Source organism: Microcoleus sp. PH2017_12_PCY_D_A (assembly GCF_020738565.1).
Classification (GTDB): Bacteria; Cyanobacteriota; Cyanobacteriia; order Cyanobacteriales; family Microcoleaceae; genus Microcoleus.
The window spans coordinates 6,603-26,957 of record NZ_JAEQCI010000097.1; the positions used below are offsets into that span (position 1 = coordinate 6,603).

General features: G+C 45.4%; 12 protein-coding genes. 7 read left to right on the top strand and 5 right to left on the bottom strand.

Going from position 1 to position 20,355, the window contains the following annotated elements; genetic code table 11:
* Positions 1-174: 174 nt before the first annotated feature.
* From JGK39_RS24740 to JGK39_RS24750, 3 genes are all read right to left on the bottom strand, one after another.
* Positions 175-594 carry a hypothetical protein gene (locus JGK39_RS24740; RefSeq protein WP_293258319.1) on the bottom strand — a complete coding sequence of 140 codons (420 nt, stop codon included), beginning with the start codon at positions 592-594 and terminating at the stop codon, positions 175-177.
* Positions 595-788: 194 nt separating this feature from the next.
* Positions 789-6,272 carry an ATP-binding sensor histidine kinase gene (locus JGK39_RS24745; protein WP_293258259.1) on the bottom strand — a complete coding sequence of 1,828 codons (5,484 nt, stop codon included), beginning with the start codon at positions 6,270-6,272 and terminating at the stop codon, positions 789-791.
* A gap of 342 nt (positions 6,273-6,614) precedes the next feature.
* Positions 6,615-9,008 (bottom strand): GAF domain-containing protein, encoded by a 2,394-nt coding sequence (locus JGK39_RS24750; protein WP_293258261.1) that lies wholly within the window; start codon positions 9,006-9,008, stop codon positions 6,615-6,617.
* Between the two features lie 493 nt (positions 9,009-9,501).
* Between JGK39_RS24750 and JGK39_RS24755 the strand changes: the two genes are divergently transcribed.
* Together JGK39_RS24755 and JGK39_RS24760 are read left to right on the top strand one after the other, a co-directional pair.
* Positions 9,502-10,281 (top strand): calcium-binding protein, encoded by a 780-nt coding sequence (locus JGK39_RS24755; protein WP_293258263.1) that lies wholly within the window; start codon positions 9,502-9,504, stop codon positions 10,279-10,281.
* 507 nt (positions 10,282-10,788) lie between these two features.
* On the top strand, positions 10,789-12,279 hold the full coding sequence (locus JGK39_RS24760; RefSeq protein WP_293258265.1) for a tetratricopeptide repeat-containing serine protease family protein: 1,491 nt from the start codon (positions 10,789-10,791) through the stop codon (positions 12,277-12,279).
* Positions 12,280-12,717: 438 nt separating this feature from the next.
* Here the strand turns inward: JGK39_RS24760 and JGK39_RS24765 are convergent, their stop codons facing one another.
* Positions 12,718-13,497 (bottom strand): Tat pathway signal protein, encoded by a 780-nt coding sequence (locus JGK39_RS24765; protein ID WP_293297692.1) that lies wholly within the window; start codon positions 13,495-13,497, stop codon positions 12,718-12,720.
* Position 13,498: 1 nt separating this feature from the next.
* A complete protein-coding gene (locus JGK39_RS24770) occupies positions 13,499-14,008 on the bottom strand; it encodes a hypothetical protein (RefSeq protein ID WP_293258270.1) in 510 nt (169 codons plus the stop codon).
* 155 nt (positions 14,009-14,163) lie between these two features.
* Here JGK39_RS24770 and JGK39_RS24775 point away from each other — a divergent pair, with 155 nt between their 5' ends.
* The 5 genes from JGK39_RS24775 (at position 14,164) to JGK39_RS24795 (ending at position 20,243) form a co-directional block, all read left to right on the top strand.
* Positions 14,164-15,642 (top strand): ATP-binding protein, encoded by a 1,479-nt coding sequence (locus tag JGK39_RS24775; RefSeq protein WP_293258272.1) that lies wholly within the window; start codon positions 14,164-14,166, stop codon positions 15,640-15,642.
* A gap of 233 nt (positions 15,643-15,875) precedes the next feature.
* Positions 15,876-17,297, top strand: a complete 1,422-nt coding sequence (gene ffh, locus JGK39_RS24780; RefSeq protein ID WP_293258275.1) for a signal recognition particle protein — start codon at positions 15,876-15,878, stop codon at positions 17,295-17,297.
* Positions 17,298-17,495: 198 nt separating this feature from the next.
* Positions 17,496-18,104: a Uma2 family endonuclease gene (locus tag JGK39_RS24785; protein ID WP_293258277.1), complete on the top strand. Its 609-nt coding sequence runs from the start codon at positions 17,496-17,498 to the stop codon at positions 18,102-18,104.
* Between the two features lie 283 nt (positions 18,105-18,387).
* A complete protein-coding gene (hemB, locus tag JGK39_RS24790; RefSeq protein WP_293258279.1) occupies positions 18,388-19,371 on the top strand; it encodes a porphobilinogen synthase in 984 nt (327 codons plus the stop codon).
* A gap of 383 nt (positions 19,372-19,754) precedes the next feature.
* Positions 19,755-20,243, top strand: coding sequence for a GNAT family N-acetyltransferase (locus JGK39_RS24795; protein WP_293258281.1), 489 nt, complete (start codon positions 19,755-19,757; stop codon positions 20,241-20,243).
* The last annotated feature ends 112 nt before the right edge of the window (positions 20,244-20,355 follow it).

A 20,355-nucleotide genomic window follows, 5' to 3' on the forward strand; every position in this document is an offset into this window, starting at 1 on the left:
GTAAGGACTTCAGTCCTCTCCATCTGTGGTTCGTAGTAAGGACTTCAGTCCTCTCCATCTGTGGTTCGTAGTAAGGACTTCAGTCCTCTCCATCTGTGGAGAATTTAATACAAGAAGGACTAAAGTCCTCACTACAAACCTGATTTATGATGAGTCATTAACCGGGAATTAATATCAGCCATTAAACAAACCGAATATCTCGCGGCAAAAGTGTTTGAGCTTTTCGGCCGACTCCGCAGCGGGCTCAGTTGCACCCACAAAACCCCAATTTTCCACCGTAGAAAAGCGCCACTGTTGGCCTGTATGATCGTAACCTGCCGCCTCAACCCCGATCGCCCGCCGAGATCCTTCGACCGGATCTTGGTAAAATCGGATTTGGATCAAGATACTGCGGCTTTGCAGCAAGCGACTTCTACCGGGAAAATGGAAGCCAATGTCGATCGAATCTGGATCGACAAGTTCTCTGGTATCCTGGTCATTCATCCAAGGTTTCAAATCAACTTTCGCATCCGGAAATTCCGACTTAAATAAATTAACAACCGCAGCAATTTTGCTCGTAAGTTCAATATTTCTAGCTTGTTCGGCAGCATTCACTGGCAAAACTCCTATCAAATACATTTATTACATTTAGCTAATAATGTAACTGTATATTGCCGAATATAAACTGTGAACAGCGGACTTTTTCAGATATAATTAGACATTGACAAATTTTAAAATTTATGTTAGTCACTCTTAGTCTGCGGAGGCAGACTTCGTTCGTGTAGACGCGGTTTCAACCGCCGAGTCCCTTAATTCAAAGGCACTTCGATCGCAAATTTCGTACCTGCGCCCAACACAGACTCGCAACTCAACTTACCGCCGTGGGTTTCCTCCACAATTTGGCGGCTGATAGAAAGCCCCAAACCCGTACCCTTTCCGACTCCCTTCGTAGTAAACAAATGGTCAAATATCTTCGCCTGCACCTCGGGCGACATCCCTGCGCCGTTATCTTTGATGCAAATCACCACGCTGTTGTTATCCGGCGAGACATGGGTGATAATGGCGATCGTATTCGGTACAGCCTCAATCTCAGCATAAGTGCGACCCACATTAAATTCGTCAAAACAGTCGATCGCATTTGCCAACAAATTCATAAACACCTGATTCAACTGCCCAAAATAACACCTAACAGGCGGCAAATACCCGTATTTCTTGATAATTTGAATCGCAGGGCGAGTATCTTTAGCCTTCAGCCGATACTGCAAAATCAGCAAAGTGCTATCGATACCCTCATGAATATTTGCTGACACCTTATTCGCAGTATCAGCGCGAGAAAAAGTGCGGAGAGACGTGCTAATATTGCGGATGCGCTCAGTCCCCGACTTCATCGATAACAGCATTTTCGGCAAATCTTCCATCAAATATTCCAAATCAATATCCGACGCTTTATCCTCCAATTCCTCACCCGGATTCGGGAATTTTTCCTGGTAAAGTTGCAAGTAATCAATCAAATCAGAGCTAGCCTCAGCAGCAGCAGCAACATTGCCCGCAATAAAACCCAGCGGATTGTTAATTTCGTGAGCAACCCCTGCAATCAAATTGCCCAAAGCCGACATCTTTTCGCTTTGAATCAGTTGCAGTTGCGCCTCTTGCAGTTCATTAAAAGATTTTTCTAACTGTTGAGATTTCTCTTGCTCCCGCGCGTACAAACCAGCATTTTCTACAGCAATCGCCACTTGAGAAACCAACACTTTTAATACTTCAACCCTCTCATCGGTAAAAGCTCCTACCGTCAAAGCATTTTCCAAATAAATAATTCCGCGTCGCTGAGATTGATAAATAATCGGCAAACACAGGATGGATTTTGGTTGATATTTCCCAATGTAAGCATCCCCATTAAAAGGTTCAGCGACAGTCGCATTGTTTAAAACCAGATGCTTTTGACTGCGGTGTACGTAATTAATTACAGACACGGGTACATCTTGACAACTTTCTACTGGAATAGACGGTAAAAGTGTCACCCGATCTTCCCCAAGAGTGCCAGTAGCTTCGATACACAGAACATTGTTTTTTAGCAGCAGCAGCACTACTTTTTGAGCCGCCGCATTTTCCAACAGAATTTTGATTAACTTAGTCAATAACTTTTCCCAAACAATTTCGCTGGTAATCGCTTGGGAAGCTTTGACAAAAGCGCTCAAATCCAAGAAATGGCCTAAACCGTTACTTGTAGTGCTTCCCGTGCTGGTGCGGGTGACATCGAGGGTTCGAGTTTCTGCGATCCGGGTTTGTGCGACTAAGAAAGGATATCTAGATTCTAAATCTTTGACTTTAGCTAAAGCTCCCCAGCGGATGTAGGCATAATATGCTTTGGTAAGGTATGCCTGAGAAATTATTTCTTTGCCCAAAGATTGATAGAATTCTCCGGCTAATTCATAAGCTAATGCTTCTTCTTGGATGTATTTGTTTTTGTCAGAGCCATAAATTGCGCGATCGTACAAATCCATTGCTGCCAGTTTATCGCTGAGAATTCGCGCTTTTTCAGCTTCGACTAACTCGTACTTGTGCTGATAATTCATGGGTGCATGGTAGGCCCATTTTTTCAGAATTTGCTGATTAGAGTTAACAATAGCTAGGTATGCTTCTCGATCGTCACTGTGAGGATAGTGAGCGAGGAGAGCCAGCGAATAGTAAAAATTGTGTACCCCAACAGTAATTAAGCCGATCGCCCCATCTGCGTATTCTACCGCTAATTGAGCACTGGCAACAGCCGCAGCATAATCTTTTAATAAATAAAGTAGCATCAATCTAGCAACATAAGCTGCAAACAGCGACATTCGATTATTGTCTTTCTGCCAACGCGACATCACAGCAGCTTCATCCAACCCGCCGCTAACTAACCGTACTTGCTCTGCTGTTTTGCCTCTTAAGCTTGAAGCCATTACTTGCCATATTTTAGCATAACCTATGGCAAATTCGTGTTTATTCCTTCGCAAAAACTGCATATATACTGCTTGTTTATCTTCGACATATTCGAGAGGTTCTCCCACCAAAAATAAATTGGCAATATAGTGCATAGAATTATAAATCCCCCATTCTATATCGCCAGTTGCCACACCAAATTTCATTCCTTCTAGGAATGAAGAAACTGTATTTTTAGCAGAGTCTTTCCAGATTCTGGTATGAGCATTAAACATGACATAAACCTTAGCTTTTTGTGGGCTAGCATTGAATTGTTCTAGCAGCTTTAAAGCGATCAGTCCAGAGTAGTAGCCAGTTTCGATGTCGCCTTCGATTCCGCACAGCATCATTCCATAAAGAGTATAGGGAAAAGCAGCCAATGCTGAATGACCGCGATCGATACAAAGATTGACCACAGTCAAGATGAGCGAAGACACAATTTCTGGTTTGGCAATATAAGCAGGAGGATAGAGAACTATCAGGATTTCCATAGCTGCCAGTTGATACGGATCTGTCATAACTGGCAGGTTTTCTAATTCCTCAATTCGTGGCAATTTTGGTACTGCAATGTTTTGGTTTTCTAAGAGGTTTATTCCCAGCATTTTCAGCACTTTTAAGCCTGTTTCAACAGCTTTAATCATCTGGCATTGAGCCTGATAAAATAGGATTTTTAACTGATACACTTTCACTAAATCGAGCTGGTTTGTAGCCGAGCGCAAAACCACGTCAGCTAAAATTTCTGCTTGCTCGAAATTGGTGTTTAAATATTCCGCTTCCACCGTCTCTACATACAGCGGTAGCGTCATACTATAGTTGCAAACCCAGCTATCAGGTGCTAATAACGACATTCCCGCATTCAAATAATTAACGGCCTGTTCGTAAGCATTAGCTGCTTTTGCTTTACGCCCAGCAATCAGATTTAATCCTGCTAATTCATCTTTTTCTGATTGGAGGGTGAGACGATCAATTCCGACGTTCAACTGATTGACGATATCAAAAATGTTTTCTTCTAGCTTTTCGCTGGGAGTATTCTCTAACAGTAATTGACCTATTTTTAAACGGGTAGATTGCTTTTCGTCTTCGGGAATGAGCGAATAGGCGGCTTGCTGGACGCGATCGTGCAAAAATCGATATCCCACCCGCGACGTGTCAAAACTCAAATTAACCGCCTCTCCTGGCGTAAATAGTAAAGGAATGCGATAAGAATCGCTCAAGGGCAAAATTAACCCGGATTGCAAAGCACAATAAAGTTCGGTGGCTGTAGCATTAGCCGACTGTTGGCTGACAATAGACAGCACATCGAGAGCAAATTTATCGCCCACACAAGCTGCTAATTTCAATACTTCTTGCGTGGCTGCGGGGAGCTTTTCAATGCGAGAAGCTACGAGTTCTACTACACTTTTGTCGGTGATGCCAATCGCTTGGATTTCATCAATACTCCAATCCCATGCGCCTTTGCTTCCATCATTTGTAATCGCAGTAAAGTCAAATGTCAAAAGATTGTCTTGATAAAGTGCTTGGAGTAATTGTGTCAAGAAAAAAGGATTGCCGCCCGTTTTGTTCCAAATCAATTCTGCTAGATGCGTGACTTGTTCACTGCAATTGTTAAGTGTATCAGCGACTAACTCAGTCACGTTTGCTAAATCCAGCGGTTGCAGCACAATATTGTTGACAATTGTACCAGTTTTTTCAATTTCTTCTACCGTCTGAATTAACGGGTGAGTCGGACTAACTTCATTATCTCGATAAGCACCAATTACCAAGAGATATTTCTGTTCCGGGTCGGCAATCAGCAGTTGCATTAATTTCAAAGTTGCTGAATCAGCCCACTGCAAATCGTCTAAAAATATGACTAGCGGGTGTTCTTTTTGCGCGAAAACCCGCAGAAATTCTTTAAACAGGCGATTGAAGCGATTTTGTGCTTCTGTCAAGCCGACTTCTGGCACTTCTGGCTGTTGGCCGACGATTAATTCAAGTTCGGGAATTACGTCGGCAATTACTTGACCGTCTGTTCCTAATGCTGTTAATATTTTGGTGCGCCATGTTTCTAATGAAGCTGCACTTTCTGTTAGCAATTGCCGCAGCAAGGAGTTAAATGCTTGGATTAATGAGGCGTAGGGAATGTTGCGTTTGAATTGGTCGAATTTGCCGCTGATGAAGTAACCTTTTGACTTGGTTATGGGTTTGCTAACTTCGTTGACTACGGCTGATTTGCCGATGCCAGAATAACCGGATACTAGCATTAATTCGCTTTGGGAATTGGCCTTGGGGAGGGCGGGTTTTTCTATATTTTGGTTGGGTGGCACAGATTCGGGCGAAGCGGCCCCTACAGGTTCAAATGCTGCTGTGTTTTGGTTTGGTGGCACAGATTCGGGCGAAGCGGCCCCTACACGTTCAAATGCTGCTAATAGTTCGTTGACTTGTTGTTCTCTACCGTACAATTTTTGGGGAATTAACAGTTGGCTGAGAATATCTAAGCGACCGGGGAGGAAATCTGCTATTTCGCCTGTGGTTTCTAGCTGATGCAAACAAGTTTCTAAATCGGCTAACAATCCGGCCGTACTTTGATATCTGTCTTCGGCATTTTTTGCCATCATTTTCATCACAATCTCAGAGATGGTGGCGGGGATTTCGGGATTGATTTGATGTGGAGAAAGTGCTTGAACTGCGATGTGGCTGTAAACTATTTCTAAGGGGTCGTTGCTGGGGAAAGGTAATTTTCCGGTCAGCATTTCATACAAGGTGATGCCGAGGGAATAAAAGTCGGTGCGGTAGTCGAGGGTGCGGTTCATTCTCCCGGTTTGTTCGGGTGACATATAGGCTAATGTGCCTTCAACGCAGTTGGGATTGTTGAATTGCGGGTTTTCTTTGTTGAGTTTTGTGGCAATGCCGAAGTCGGTGAGTTTGACTTGTTTTGTTTGGGAGTTAATTATGATGTTGCTGGGTTTGATGTCTTTGTGGATTATGTGCTGATAATGCAGGTATTGTAGGGCTTTGACTATTTGGATGGCGATGTTTAAATTTGCTTGCAGGCTTAATGTTTCTGTTTCTAGGAGTTGGGCGAGGGCTTCGCCGCCAAAGTCTTCTAATACCACTCCTAATCGGTTGTCAAAGGTTTCGAGATTGATGGCTTTGACGATTTGTGCGCTGTCTAAATTTTGGCGGATTTGATATTCGTGCTTGAGCATGGTAATGGCTTCGAGTGTGGGATATTCGGCTTTGAGGACTTTGAGGATTGTGGCGGTGCCGTCTGTGGGTGTTTGTGCGCGATAGATGATTGTTTCGATGCCTTCGTGCAGAGTGGAATCGATTTGGTATTCTGATAATCTTAACATAATTTAACTTAAGAACTTGAGGAGCTAATTATCAGTAAGTTTACACTATTTTGTCTTGAGTTGTTGTGATTTTGGTCGGAGATTTTGCTGTCACAAATCACAGGTTACATACACTAAGTGAAAATACGGTGGTGTTCGTTGGTATCAACAAACATCTTAAGTTTAATATCAGTTTTGTGTGTGAGTTCCGAATGCTTTCGATCCCCCCTAACCCCCCTTAAAAAGGGGGGGACTGGAGCGAGGAAAGTTCCTAGGGTGCGTCAGGGTAAAATTCATGAGTCTACGTTCAAAATACTTAGCCCTGACGCACCCTACAATTAAGGGAATTTGCGGGACGGATTCTCAATCGGTAACAACTGTAACTTCGCGATATTCTGCAAGAGCTTTTGTCTCCGGCAAAATACGGACGCGGGCGAATTTTAAACCGCTGACTCCTTGCAGTGATTCTACCATGCCGGTCTGCACTTTTGCTTCTACCCAACCTTCGCGTGACAGGTAGCGCAAGTATTGTTGATACTCTTCCCATTCGTCTTCGGTTGAATAAACTACGGTTAGCATTCCTGATTGGGTGATTCGCTCTTGTGCGTCTTTGTCAACGGCTTTTTCGATGCGCTTTTTGACGAGTTCGTAGCGGATGTCGCGCGTGCCTTTTACGTCGAACATTTTTTCGGTGTTTTCGTTGTGAAAAATGTCGATGGTGGTATTTTGTACTAAGACTAAATGGGCTAGTTCCATGTTAATTTGAGACTCGGCTTGCAGGCGAAAAACTGTGCGGCCGCAGTCGCAAATTGCTCGCAGTTGTTCGTACCGCAAACTGTGCAAATGAAATTGGCTGAATTTGGGATCGATCGACTTTCCAACATAAATCATGTGATCCATGCCGTCGGTGCATTCGATGTCGCAGTAGTGGGGGAGGATTTGCTGCATTTTTTCTTGCCAGCGGGCCCAGGTTTCTTGGAGTTTGGTGCCGATTAGGTTGAGCATTTGGTCGTAGCGGGTACGATCGCCATAAACGCAGTTGTGCTCGTTTTCGCAGGCGGCTCGGTAAGCTTCAACTGCTGCCTGAACCCTGGGCCCGCACTGCACAAAATAGTCAAAATACACTTCTAAACGCTCGTTTAAATACTCGGCTGCTCGCACCTCCATATCGACTGTTACTTTTTCTTTTAAATGCTCGATGTAGTCGAGCAAGTCGAGCCGCAGTTGCTCGCCGAGGTGGGTAGTTTGTGTTTCGCAAACGGCATCGGCTATGGCTAAACCCAAGCGGAATTGTTCGAGCAAATCTGTTTGAATGGCTCGGTTTCTTTCGTCGCTGGAACCGCGGATGTCGGAAATTCCGTACAGGGGATGAACGTCTGCAAATACGATCGTCTCTTGGGGCAGTCCCCAACTGCGCCTTTCTGCTTCTTGGGCGAAGCGCCACTCGACTGCGGGATGGATGTTGTGAATGTGGGTAAACCGCTGCTGGATGGCTTGCCGCAGGGCTGCAATGAAGGCGGGAATGAGTTCTTGGGCGTGTTGGGCGTCAATGTTGTTGAAGTGGTTGGGCCGATCGCACAACAGCCCCACCACGCCCAAAATCCGCAGCCCGCAGCCCTCGCGGGTGACTGATTTGACTACCAGGGGCACCAGCAGCATCGACTGAGTGCCCATTTTCCGCAAAGTTCGCTCGCACTCGGTGCGGCACTCGCGGCGCAAGTCTGGGACGTTCCAAACTTGATTTGCTGCGGTGGCCTTCATAAAGTGAGAAGCTTCTAGGGACTCCATTGAATAAACAACCGGCTGCAAATGTTGGCCGTCTTTAGCAACTAATAGCTGTACCTGTTCGCCGTCGGGGCGCATTAGCAAAGTGCCGTCTGCATTGAAGAGCGATCGCAAACAGCGATCGATTCTCTCAAATTTGTCAGGGCGCAGCATGGAATCGCGATCGATCAATAACTGAGTCAGGCGGCGAATTTGCTCCTGTACCGTGACATCAAAACCTTCTAGCAGCAGCAAACCTTCGATGCGGTAATTATCTAAATTTAGGCGATCGGCTAAAGTTCCCAATTGATTGGGCTGCATCAGCCAACCTTCCCGTTCTGCAACAGGCATTAAATTTAATGGAAGATCTGCAAATTCATCTTTTTTTGAATTAATCCGAGTAATTTTCAACTGTTCCGAACCCAGCCAAAATTCAATAAATCTCGATTCATGCTGTTGCGAATTTTTAATGCTCACCGTGACAGGTTCATCTAGCACCCGCAAACTATCGAGGTTTATTTGATAAAATTGCTTAAATACCCAGTGTAAAAGGTGGCGGCGGTACAATTGTTCTACTATTTTTGCATCACAATCCTCGAACAGTTCTAGCAAAGAGATCCCAGTTTCTGTAAACCAACCGTTATGAGATTGAGTTACCAAAGGCGTTCCCTCCCAGCCCGCCAAGCGACAAAATGCCGCGTTAGCGTAACGCAGAGCAAAAGTTCCCGGTTCCATCACCGCGATTAAAACGCGGCGATCGCCCAGAAATTGAAACAGTCGCTCTAAATCTTGTTTCCAAGTTTTCAAGCGTTCAATTTCAGCAGATTGACTCGGTACTTGAGCCGTCAAAGCTTCCAGTAGCTGTTCCACGTCTGGTTCCTTGGGCAGATTCTCGCTGTCTTGCTCTGTCGCAATGATATCTGTATCTGCCGTTGGCAGTGATTTTACGGAGTTGTTATTGTTTTGAGGGGAAGATGATTTAGGAGTAGGCATGAGTAAAACACCTGAAAGCGGTAGATTTTGTTAAACAATGTGAGCGATCGGCGATTTATGGATTTGTCAAGAACTTAGAGCCTGTTTGTAAAGTTTCTGTGTATGTATCCGAAACTAAGTGTTTTCTCGGACGAGCGGTACCTAAATTTTTACTTTTCTTCACAAACAAGCTCTTGGTCTTGACGTTATAAGTGATATTAACGTGTTTGCGACCTGGCTGGTAACACCCATTATAAGTGGTGTGCCGTAGTGGATAGTGTCAGGGACTAATGCTATTTGACTCAGATGTGAGATATATAGTAGCTTTGGGTTGAATGAGGAACAGTCTTGGTAATTGGGAATTGGTAATTGCGAATTGGTAATTGTTAAGCTGGTTGCGAGTCAGTAATTTTGCCAAAAAAATTAGGGTAACAATCTAAATAAACTTGCTATTTGGCAATGCAATAATTTAAATATATAATACAGCTAACAGTATTTTTGAAAGGACATACCTATGGCTTTAACCCTTAACAATCTCATCGGCGATTTCACCGGATTTCCTGTATTTGCTGGCGGCGGGCCGCGTCTTTTGGGATTCGCTACACCAGATGAGATTGACGTAGAGGATGGAAATTTGTCGTCTTTTCCCTGGGGAGTATGGGGACTCGACGGCAACGATACGATCGCAGGTTCGTCGGATTCCAACGAGCGGCTGTTGGGAAATAATGGGGATGATATTATCGGCGGTGGCGGGGGAAATGACATCATTTACGGCGGGAAAGGTAACGATGGTGTGGATGGAAATGATGGTAACGACGTAGTTAGGGGCGACAGCGGCAACGACCTGATCTTTGGAGGGCCCGGGAACGACATTCTTCGGGGAGGGCAAGGAGACGACGATTTAGACGGCAATGAGGGCAACGATTTCTTGGCGGGCGATCGGGGAGTGGACGTGCTGACGGGAGGCCTTGGTGCTGACATATTCGTGCTTAGAAGCAACGAACAGTTTGGAGTCAATGCAGCCGATGTAATTACCGATTTTAACTTTGACGAGGGCGATCGCATCGGTTTAACAGATGGTTTAACAGAACTAGACCTCATCTTCACTGACGACAATCTGATTGCTTACGACAACGACGGAATTCTCAACGATATGGTGATTGAAAACGCAATAAATGGACAGATTTTGGGGATTGTTTTAAACACGAACAACTTTGAACTGATCGGTGCATTTGAACAAGCTAGTCCGTTTGCTTTGGCAGTAAACGGTACTCAATTCCAGTTTTTGGCTTAGTTATTTGTAGGGTGCGCAGTGCGCACCTTAGTTGTAAATATTGCGGTGTTTTGCTTAGTCATGAATGCTCTGGTTTGTAGTGAGGACTAAAGTCCGCATCAAAGAGAGGACTAAAGTCCTCACTACGAACCTTTTTAAGGGTTAAAATTTAACTATTCGGGGCGGGCAAGATGCCCACCCCACAAAATACAATGATGGTGGTAGAACAGGCATCTTGGCTGTTATTCGGGGCGGGGAAGATGGCTACCCACTAATTGTTTAAATAAACAGAATTTTTTAAATTAGGATCGCCAATTAAATAACTTACAATTTTAATTATTATTGTGGAATTTATTTAATTATCATTGGTTAGAGGCGGCTCAGCTTAATGCCAAAAATGTACGAAATGTACGAATTGTCAGAACGATCGCAATTCTCTGAAAACCTCAGCCGTTTCAAGCCTGCGAACATTTCATTTTCGCCTATACTATTCGGAGTATAAAAAATCTCACTCTTGTGCAATTACTTATGAATAGGGATTATTCGCGGTTTGATTCCCTCGCCAGCATCCTAGCAGGAACAGCAACGGTAGCAGGAATAGTCGTCTTTGCAGCATCACCAGTTTTCGCAAAAACTCCTCAAGAAATTGCCAAATTCGCTGAATCTGTCAGCGTTCAAATTAACGGAACAACTGGTAGCGGGACTGGATTTATTATTTCCAGACAAGGTACGACTTACACTGTGCTGACCTCTAATCATGTTGTTGCTAACATAAGGGATAACTATACGATTCGCACTTCTACCAAAAAAGATTATCAAGTAACACGTAGTGTACTATTGGAGAAAGGTCAGAATGCTCCAGATTTAGCAGTAGTAACATTTAAAAGTACAGAATCTTATCCAGTTGTAACTTTAGGCGATTCCGAACAAGCGACAGTGGCTACACCAATTTTTGTGTTTGGATATCCAGGGAATCATTTAGAAGAAAAGTACGGAAATAAACGCTTTTTTGAATTTTCATCGGGGTTTGTTACCAGTCGTCGCCCGACTCATCCACGCGGTTATACTTTGCGCTACAGTGCTATTACCAAAGGGGGCATGAGTGGAGGGCCTGTATTTGATACAGAAGGCCGTGTAATTGGGATTCACGGACAAGGAGACCTCGATTATATAACGGATAACGAAGGAAAAATCACAGATAAATTCACTGATAAGACAGGGTTTAATTCTGCAATTCCTATCAACACTTTTATAGCTAAACTGTCGGATGCAGGATTAAATCGATCGGCTCTTTTGATAAATACTTCTCCAACTGCTACTGCACCTCTGAAACTGAACAATCCCAACGATGCTAAGACTTATTATGTTCGCGGTTTAACTCGATTTGACAAGGGAGATTTATCCGGTGCTGTTACCGATTTTAACCAAGCGATTCAAACTCAATCGGATTATGTAGAAGCTTATTTTTATCGAGCACTGGCTTATTTTGATTTGAGACAAATGCCCAAGAGTATCGCTGATTATAGCAAGGCGATCGCCCTTAATGCCAGTTATGTTGACGCTTACTACAATCGGGGGCTGGTTTTGTCAGCATTGGGAGATAAACCGGGGGCGATCGCCGATTATACTCAAGTCATCCGCTTGGATAGAAACTTTGCAGCAGCTTACAACAACCGAGGATTGGCGCTTTCGGACTTGGGCGATCAAAAAGGGGCGATCGACGATTTCAATCAAGCGCTGCAAATTAATCCCGGTCGCGCTAACACTTATTTTAACCGAGGATTGGCGCTATTTCGCATCAATAACGATCGCTCTGCCTTAGCTGATTACACGCAAGCAATTCAACTCAATCCCAGTTATGCCAAGGCTTATGCTAATCGAGGCATTACGTTGGTGAGAATGGGAGATAGGCCAGGGGCGATCGCCGATTTGCAGCAAGCCGCCCGTTTATTTAGGGCTCAAGGAATGAATGCAGATGCTCAAAAAGCATTAGATGCGATCGGGCAACTGCAAAAGTAAAATTGATTTGATATTGTGCACCTGTCGCAATATTCCGGTACTCCAAAATTAGGAAGATTTCCACAGTCCGGCATTCGCAATAGTCCGACAGTCCGGCAGGGGTTTAAACCCCTGCCTCAAAGCTGAAGTCCTCTAAAGAGGACTAATATAAAATCGGATTAATTGCACAGAATATTTGTAGGGAAACGGTACTGCCGTGTCCGTATCCGCCGCAGGCAAACTATCGAAATAAATACAGAAAGAGGACACAGCAGTGCTGTGTCCCTACTATCGAAATAAATACAAAAAGAGGACACAGCACTGCTGTGTCCCTACCAAATATCCCTATGACGATCGATCGCCATTTCAGTCCTTTTCAAAGGACTTTCGCTATGAGACGGGGGTTTAAACCCCCGTCGGACCCGACAACAAACGCGAGAATAGATATTACCTATTCCCCTAAAACCTCACCGTCACCAAAATCACCCGCCGAGGCTGATTTTCCGCTTCAATAGTAAACTCAACACGCCCAAAACCTTTCGGCCCGGGTTCAACTAAATCGTAGCGAGATGTCACCGTCCCCGCCGCTGTATTGTATTGAGCAAAAACAGCACCGGGATTCCTCCCAGCAGACGCATCCGCATCCCCTCCCCAAGCACTCAAATCATCTAATGTCGATCGAGTTGGCAATACCGAAGCCGCGATTTCTGGAGGTGTTAATCTTTGGTCGGCTAAGACTCTTTGAGCGTTATGAATCGCGCACATTGTCGGCCCGGAAATTTTGGCATCGCTATATTGATCTTCCCACTTTTGTACGAAGCCAAAGCCCACATTCGGGCCGACTTGCTCCTGTCTTTGCCGCCCCCACAGCCGACTGGTATCTGATGCAAAATTAGAACCGCTGCCAGTTACGGCTAATTCGGTTCTTTTGTTAGTAAAATTGCGCCTGACAAATTCTTTGTCTGCCGTGCGAATGGCGTTAGCTGCTGCTGATTCTATTTTATTGCTAACATTAGTATTTCCTTGCAATATCGGTGAAAGAACACCGGGGATGGGCTGTGTTCCACAATATTTTTGAATGCCGTTGAAAACGCGATCGGCTGATAAGGCACTAATCGGAAATTCTAGGGAATAAGCCTCGGCAGGTTTGGGGAAAAAGATGCCCGATGTTGCGGAAGCAGCAAAAGAAGCGCCACCCCAGATAACGATCCGATTAAATTGACGGCGGCTGATACTCATTTTATCTTCTCCCAGGAGAGCGCGCCCCCAGCTCAACTTGAGCTTTCATAAAGTAGTAGGGAGTATAACTCTGACAATTTGTGGCTCTAGCACAAAATACTTCTACTGCTAGACTTTTGCCATTGCTAATATCTACTAGCATTGTATTTACTTGACCTTGATCCCCAGTGCGAGAAGCTACTTGATTTCCGTCTACATAAACATCTATTCGTGCTGGTGGGGAGTTTTCGGTGTCAGGAATCGCAAACTCCAGTCGGAGAGAAGCGGGGCCACCAGGAAGCCGACAAGTCATAGCAGTACCATTTTGAATATATAAAACACTGGTATAAATTTGTCTTCCGACAGAAATATCTCGTTGGCGACTCTCCCAGTTACCCGATCTTTTCACACATTGCAGGTCAGCCAAAGGAATAGGCCGCTGGGCCTGAGCCACTTGTGCGCCAACCGTCCCTAACATCACACATAACATCCCAGCGAGGAACAAACCGCTGAGCCACCGATCGCGCTTCATATAAAATATCCTCTCAACACCTTAACCAATTAATATAAAGGATGAGCTGTGTAGGAAAAATCCTAACTTTGGACAGATGACAAAATCAAAAATGTCACACTTGTACGAATTGTCAGGTATAATGAATAGCGTAAACTCCAGCTTTTCCCGAATCTATGGATATTGCAGAAGTCTTGACACTGGCAGATCAGCTAATTTTTGCTAAGACGGGAAAGCATTTAGATTACGTGCAAGATGCTATTCTGCGAGGGACATTAGAAGACGCAACTTACACGCAAATTGCTCAAGAACTTTACTCAAGTCCAAGTCATGTTAGAAATGTCGGTTCTGACCTTTGGAAAACACTTTCTAAAGGATTGAAAAGAAATATTACTAAAAACAATCTTAGGACTGTATTAGAAAAGGGTATAGTTTATAATTATAAATCAAGTATTGTTGAAAATATAACAGGTGAGAATATAACAGTTAATAAAAACCTTAATGTTTGTCCTGAAAAAGTGCGATCGCCCAAAACACCTCAAAACCCCCAACCAACAGCAAAACAGCCCCGCATCGACTTAGGCGACGCACCCGAAATCTCCACATTTTTCGATCGCACATCCGAACTCACCACCCTCGAAAACTGGATTTCAAGCCGCACCCGTCTCATCACCATCCTCGGCTTATCCGGTATTGGCAAAACCGCCCTGACACTCCAACTAATCCCACAAATTCAACACGAATTCGACTGCATCATCTGGCGAAGCCTCCACAACGCGCCACCCCTCCAAACACTCCAAACCGACATAATTAAATTCCTATCGCAGCAGCAAGAAACTAACCCCCCCAACCCCCCCTTATCAAGGGGGGGCGAAGAGATTCAGCCTCCTTATCCCAGGCGTGGCGAAGAGATTCAGCCTCTTTCTCCCCCCCTTAGCAAGGGGGGGTTGGGGGGGGTAATCCACCATTTACGATCGCACCGCTGTCTCATCATCGTCGATGATGTGCAAACAATTTTTAGCAGCCAACAACTAGCAGGAAACTACCAACCAGGATATGAAAACTATGGCGCTTTCTTCAAACAGATCGTAGAATCATGCCACAACAGTTGCATAATCTTGATTAGTTGGGAAAAACCCAGAGAAATTGCAGCCTTAGAAAGCCACCCGAAAAATTGTCAAACTCTGCAACTCAATGGTTTAGGCGAATCAGCCCGAGAAATCTTCACAGAAAAAGGCTTAGCAGAATCAGAAAACTGGTCAGAATTGATTGAGTTTTACCAAGGCAATCCCTTGTGGTTAAATACAATAGCCGCTGCAATTCAAGATTTATTTAGCGGCAATATTTCTGATTTTTTATCCTATGATAGCCTAGTTTTAGGAGACTTAGAATATTTATTGCACCAACATTTTCAGCGCTTGTCAGACTCCGAAAAACAAGTCATGTCCTGGCTGGCAAATCAAAACAAAGCAGTCGAAATCTCAAAAAAGCCAGCCCTTCTGGAATTATCCCCTTCAGAATTCCTAAAAGCTGTCGAATCCTTGAGACGGCGGTTGTTAATCGAAAAAGTCCAAAAGGGCGATCGCACCCTTTTCACACTCCAACGGGCGATCGCGGAATACATAAAAACTCACACCTTCGAGCAATCTGCATAACTCGCCCAGATTTATCCGCAGCGTCAATTAATTCTCCAATCTAAAATTTAAAATCTCAAATCCCAATACCCGCATTTAGCCTTAAAATAGGACTTACGCACGGGGGCTCAGAAACCGGGTTTTTTTACAAAAAACTTGGTTGTGACCCGCAGATTCGGTAAAAAACCCGGTTTCTTTGGTCGGGGTGCGTCCAGGACTTAAAATTAAAAATACTGACTAGCCAACAAAGCCCTATGTTTGAAGCCCTTGCCGATCGACTCGAATCCACCTGGAAAAAACTGCGCGGACAGAATAAAATCTCCGAATCCAACATCCAAGACGCCATCAAAGAAGTCCGCCGCGCCCTCCTGGAAGCCGATGTCAACCTCCAAGTCGTCAAAAACTTCGTCGCAGAAGTAACGGCCAAAGCACAAGGAGCAGAAGTCGTTTCAGGCGTCCGTCCAGACCAACAATTCATCAAAATCGTCCATGACGAACTCGTCCGCGTCATGGGGGAAACCAACGTACCCCTCGCCACCGCCGAATCCGGGCCGACAGTCATCCTGATGGCCGGTTTGCAAGGAACCGGGAAAACCACAGCCACCGCCAAACTAGCACTCTTACTCCGCAAGCAAAATCTTACCGCACTGCTAGTCGCCACCGACATTTATCGACCCGCCGCGATCGACCAATTGCTCACCCTCGGCAAACAAATCGACGTACCCGTATTTGAACTAGGCAAAGATACCGATCCCGTAGAAATCGCCCGCCAAGGCATCGAACGCGGCAAAGAACTAGGCGTAGATACCATCATCGTCGATACAGCAGGCCGCCTGCAAATCGACCAAGACATGATGGCTGAATTGCTTCGCATCAAACAAACAGTACAACCCCACGAAACACTGTTAGTTGTTGATGCCATGACCGGCCAAGAAGCAGCAAATTTAACCCGCACCTTTCACGAACAAATCGGCATTACCGGCGCCATCTTAACCAAACTAGACGGCGACAGCCGCGGCGGCGCAGCCCTATCCGTGCGGCAAATATCCGGCGCGCCGATTAAATTTGTCGGCGTCGGCGAAAAAGTGGAAGCATTGCAACCATTTTATCCCGATCGCATGGCATCGAGAATACTCGGCATGGGCGATGTCTTGACGCTAGTCGAAAGAGCTCAAGAAGAGTTCGACATCGCCGACGCCGAAAAAATGCAAGAGAAAATGCTGACGGCAAAGTTTGACTTTACCGACTTTCTCAAGCAAACCAGACTGTTAAAAAATATGGGTTCCCTCGGCGGCATCATGAAAATGATTCCGGGGATGAACAAACTCTCCGACGAACAAATGCGGCAGGGAGAAGTGCAGCTAAAACGCACCGAAGCCATGATTAATTCCATGACAGTTGAAGAACGCCGCAATCCCGAACTTTTAGCAAGTTCTCCATCCCGCCGCCGCCGCATCGGCAAAGGCGCCGGCTACGCAGAAAACGACGTAACAAAACTTGTCAGCGACTTCCAGAAAATGCGTACCATGATGCAGCAAATGAGTCAAGGCAACTTTACAGGAATGGGAGGATTGCCGGGGATGCCGGGAATGCCGGGAATGCAGGGAATGCAGGGAATGGGCGGCCAGAAGAAAAAGAAAAAAAATAAGCCTAAAAAAGGTTTTGGACAGTTGTAAAAAATGGTTCGTAGTGAGGACTTCAGTCCTCTCTTTGATGCGGACAAAAAAGGTTTCGGTCAGTTGTAAAAAATAGTTTGTAGTGAGGACTTCAGTCCTCTCTTTGATGCGGACTGAAGTCCTCACTACAAACCTATAGAAACCTACACAATAGTTTTTTTGTTACCAACTTTTACCCAAAAAAGGCTGCAATTGAATATGGTACAAACATTTACTCAACTAGAAACCATATCTCTAGAAGTGCCGAATTCGATCGCCCTAACCGTCACCGGCGACCAATTCGAGGCCTTAGTATTCGCAAATCCCGACTTGAGATTAGAAAGAACATCACAAGGAGAATTAATAGTGAATCCACCCACCGGCGGAGAATCCAGCGAAAGGAATTTCAACATTACCGGGCAACTTGCTCGCTGGTGCGATGACAACGAGGATTTAGGATCGGGTTTTGACTCTTCGGGAGGATTCATCCTTCCTAACGGTGCTAACCGTTCTCCCGACGCTTCCTGGGTGAGTCGAGAACGCCTCGAAGCCTTGACACCAAAACAGCGAAAAGGCTTCGTTCCTCTATGTCCCGACTTTGTAGTAGAGTTGCGATCGGCATCTGACAGTCTCTCCACCCTCCAAACAAAGATGCGAGAATATATTGACAATGGTGCGAGATTGGGCTGGTTAATTGACCCGCAAAATCGGCGCGTAGAGATTTACCGACAGCAAGCAGAAGTAGAAATATTGGCCAATCCAACTGAGTTGTCCGGAGAGGATGTATTGCCCGGATTTGTGTTGAATTTAAGGCGAGTTTGGCGTTAAATTTCCTGTACGCCCCCATAGGGTGAAGATGGCGCCCGAGTTCCGGCCCTGAGAGATATTTGGCTTTGTAAGGCCACGAGAGATGTAGCTGTTACCTTACAGCTTTTTATGCCATGATTTTTAGTGCCATTGGCCTCAAGTCCTAACTGCGAACCACGGACATCACAAGTTTTACAGAACTTTACGTAGCTTGAGAGCGATCGACCAACAATAAGCTTTAGACTTTTAAACAAACGCCGCGACTCCCAGAAATCCGGACTTTAATCTACCGTAAAAAAACATTATGTTTCCAACTCACCGCCCCCGCCGCCTCCGCAACCATCCCCAACTCCGCCGGATGGTACGCGAAAACATCTTGACAACCAGCGATTTAATTTACCCCCTATTTGCCGTACCGGGGGAAGCTTTTGCCAAAGAAGTTACCTCGATGCCCGGTGTTTACCAGCTATCGGTAGACAAAATCGTAGAAGAAGCAAAAGAAGTTTACGATCTCGGCATTCCCGCGATTATTTTATTCGGCATTCCCGCAGACAAAGATACAGACGCGACAGGTGCTTGGCACGACTGCGGCATCGTGCAAAAAGCGACGGCAGCAGTTAAAGCAGCCGTACCGGATTTAATTGTCATGGTCGATACTTGTCTGTGCGAATATACCAGTCACGGTCACTGCGGCTATTTAGAAGTCGGAGATTTAAGCGGCCGAGTTTTGAACGATCCGACGCTAGAATTGCTGAAAAAAACAGCCGTTGCTCAAGCTAGAGCTGGTGCAGATATTATTGCACCTTCGGGAATGATGGACGGTTTTGTGGGAGCAATTCGCGAAGGATTGGACTCGGCTGGATTTGAAGATATTCCCATCATGTCCTACGCGGCAAAATATGCCTCAGCTTATTATGGCCCGTTCCGGGATGCGGCGGATTCTGCTCCGCAATTTGGCGATCGGCGCACCTATCAAATGGATCCAGGAAACGGCCGGGAAGCTCTCAAAGAAATTGCTCTCGACATAGCCGAAGGTGCGGATATGCTGATGGTTAAACCCGCTTTAGCGTACATGGACATCATCTGGCGCGTCAAGGAAGCAACTAATTTGCCAGTTGCTGCTTACAACGTTTCTGGAGAATACGCGATGGTGAAAGCCGCCGCCCTCAACGGTTGGATTGATGAAGAAAGAGTCGTGATGGAAACCTTGACAGGATTCAAGCGTGCTGGTACCGATTTGATTTTGACTTATCACGCCAAAGATGCTGCCCGCTGGCTGCAAAACTGAGACATTCGTGATACCCCAATAGGTTTGGGTTCGGAATACTCGGCGGTTGAAACCGCGTCTGTACACAAAACCCGCCTCTGCGGGTTAAAGGCAAGGGGGTAAAAATTACGCGCTCTTCTTCAGTCTGCGGAGGCAGACTTCCCTTGTCTAGAAGTGGTTTCAACCGCCGTCTAATCTGGCGAATTTTGAGTCAAAAACTTTTCACAAACTTTATACAAAAAAGTATTAATAATTACTGAAATCAGTTATAATTTATGTGTAAATAAAAGAAGTTTTGTAAATTGGGAATTTAATCATCGATCGTTCCCAAGCAAAATTAACTTTCATTCCTGCAAGACCGTAAAGGTAACACAGTTTAGATACAACTTAAAGGCACGTTCAGCATGACATCAACGACTAGGGATTCCAGTCACATTCAATTTTGCACCAGTCGCGATCGCGTTGACATCGTACAAATCCAAGAACTATTTAAAGCCGCCGCCTTTTGGGCGAGGGCGCGCAAGATAGAAGATTGGGAAATTGCGATCGCCAACAGCGAACCCGTAGTTACAGTTTGGGACGGCCCGCGGGCGATCGGCTTTGCTAGAGCCACCTCAGACGGCATCTATCGAGCCACCATCTGGGATGTCGCCATTCACCCCGATTACCAAGGTGCAGGACTCGGCCGCAAATTAGTGCAAACCGTCTTGAGTCACCCTCGAATGTGCCGAGTAGAGCGAGTTTACCTGATGACAACTTACAAACAAAGCTTCTACGAGCGCATCGGTTTTCAGCACAACGCCAGCACCACTATGGTACTAGAAAATCAGCTCCTAGAAGAGAATATCGAATTAGAAATTAGCAAAGGCGAATTGCTAACTGCTATTTGCTAAACCAGCATAAAACTCGCACCAAAATCTCTCCTACGTAGGGTGCGCAATGCGCACCTTACTAGCAAAGGCGAATTGCTAACTGCTATTTGCTAAACCAGCACAAAAATCGCAC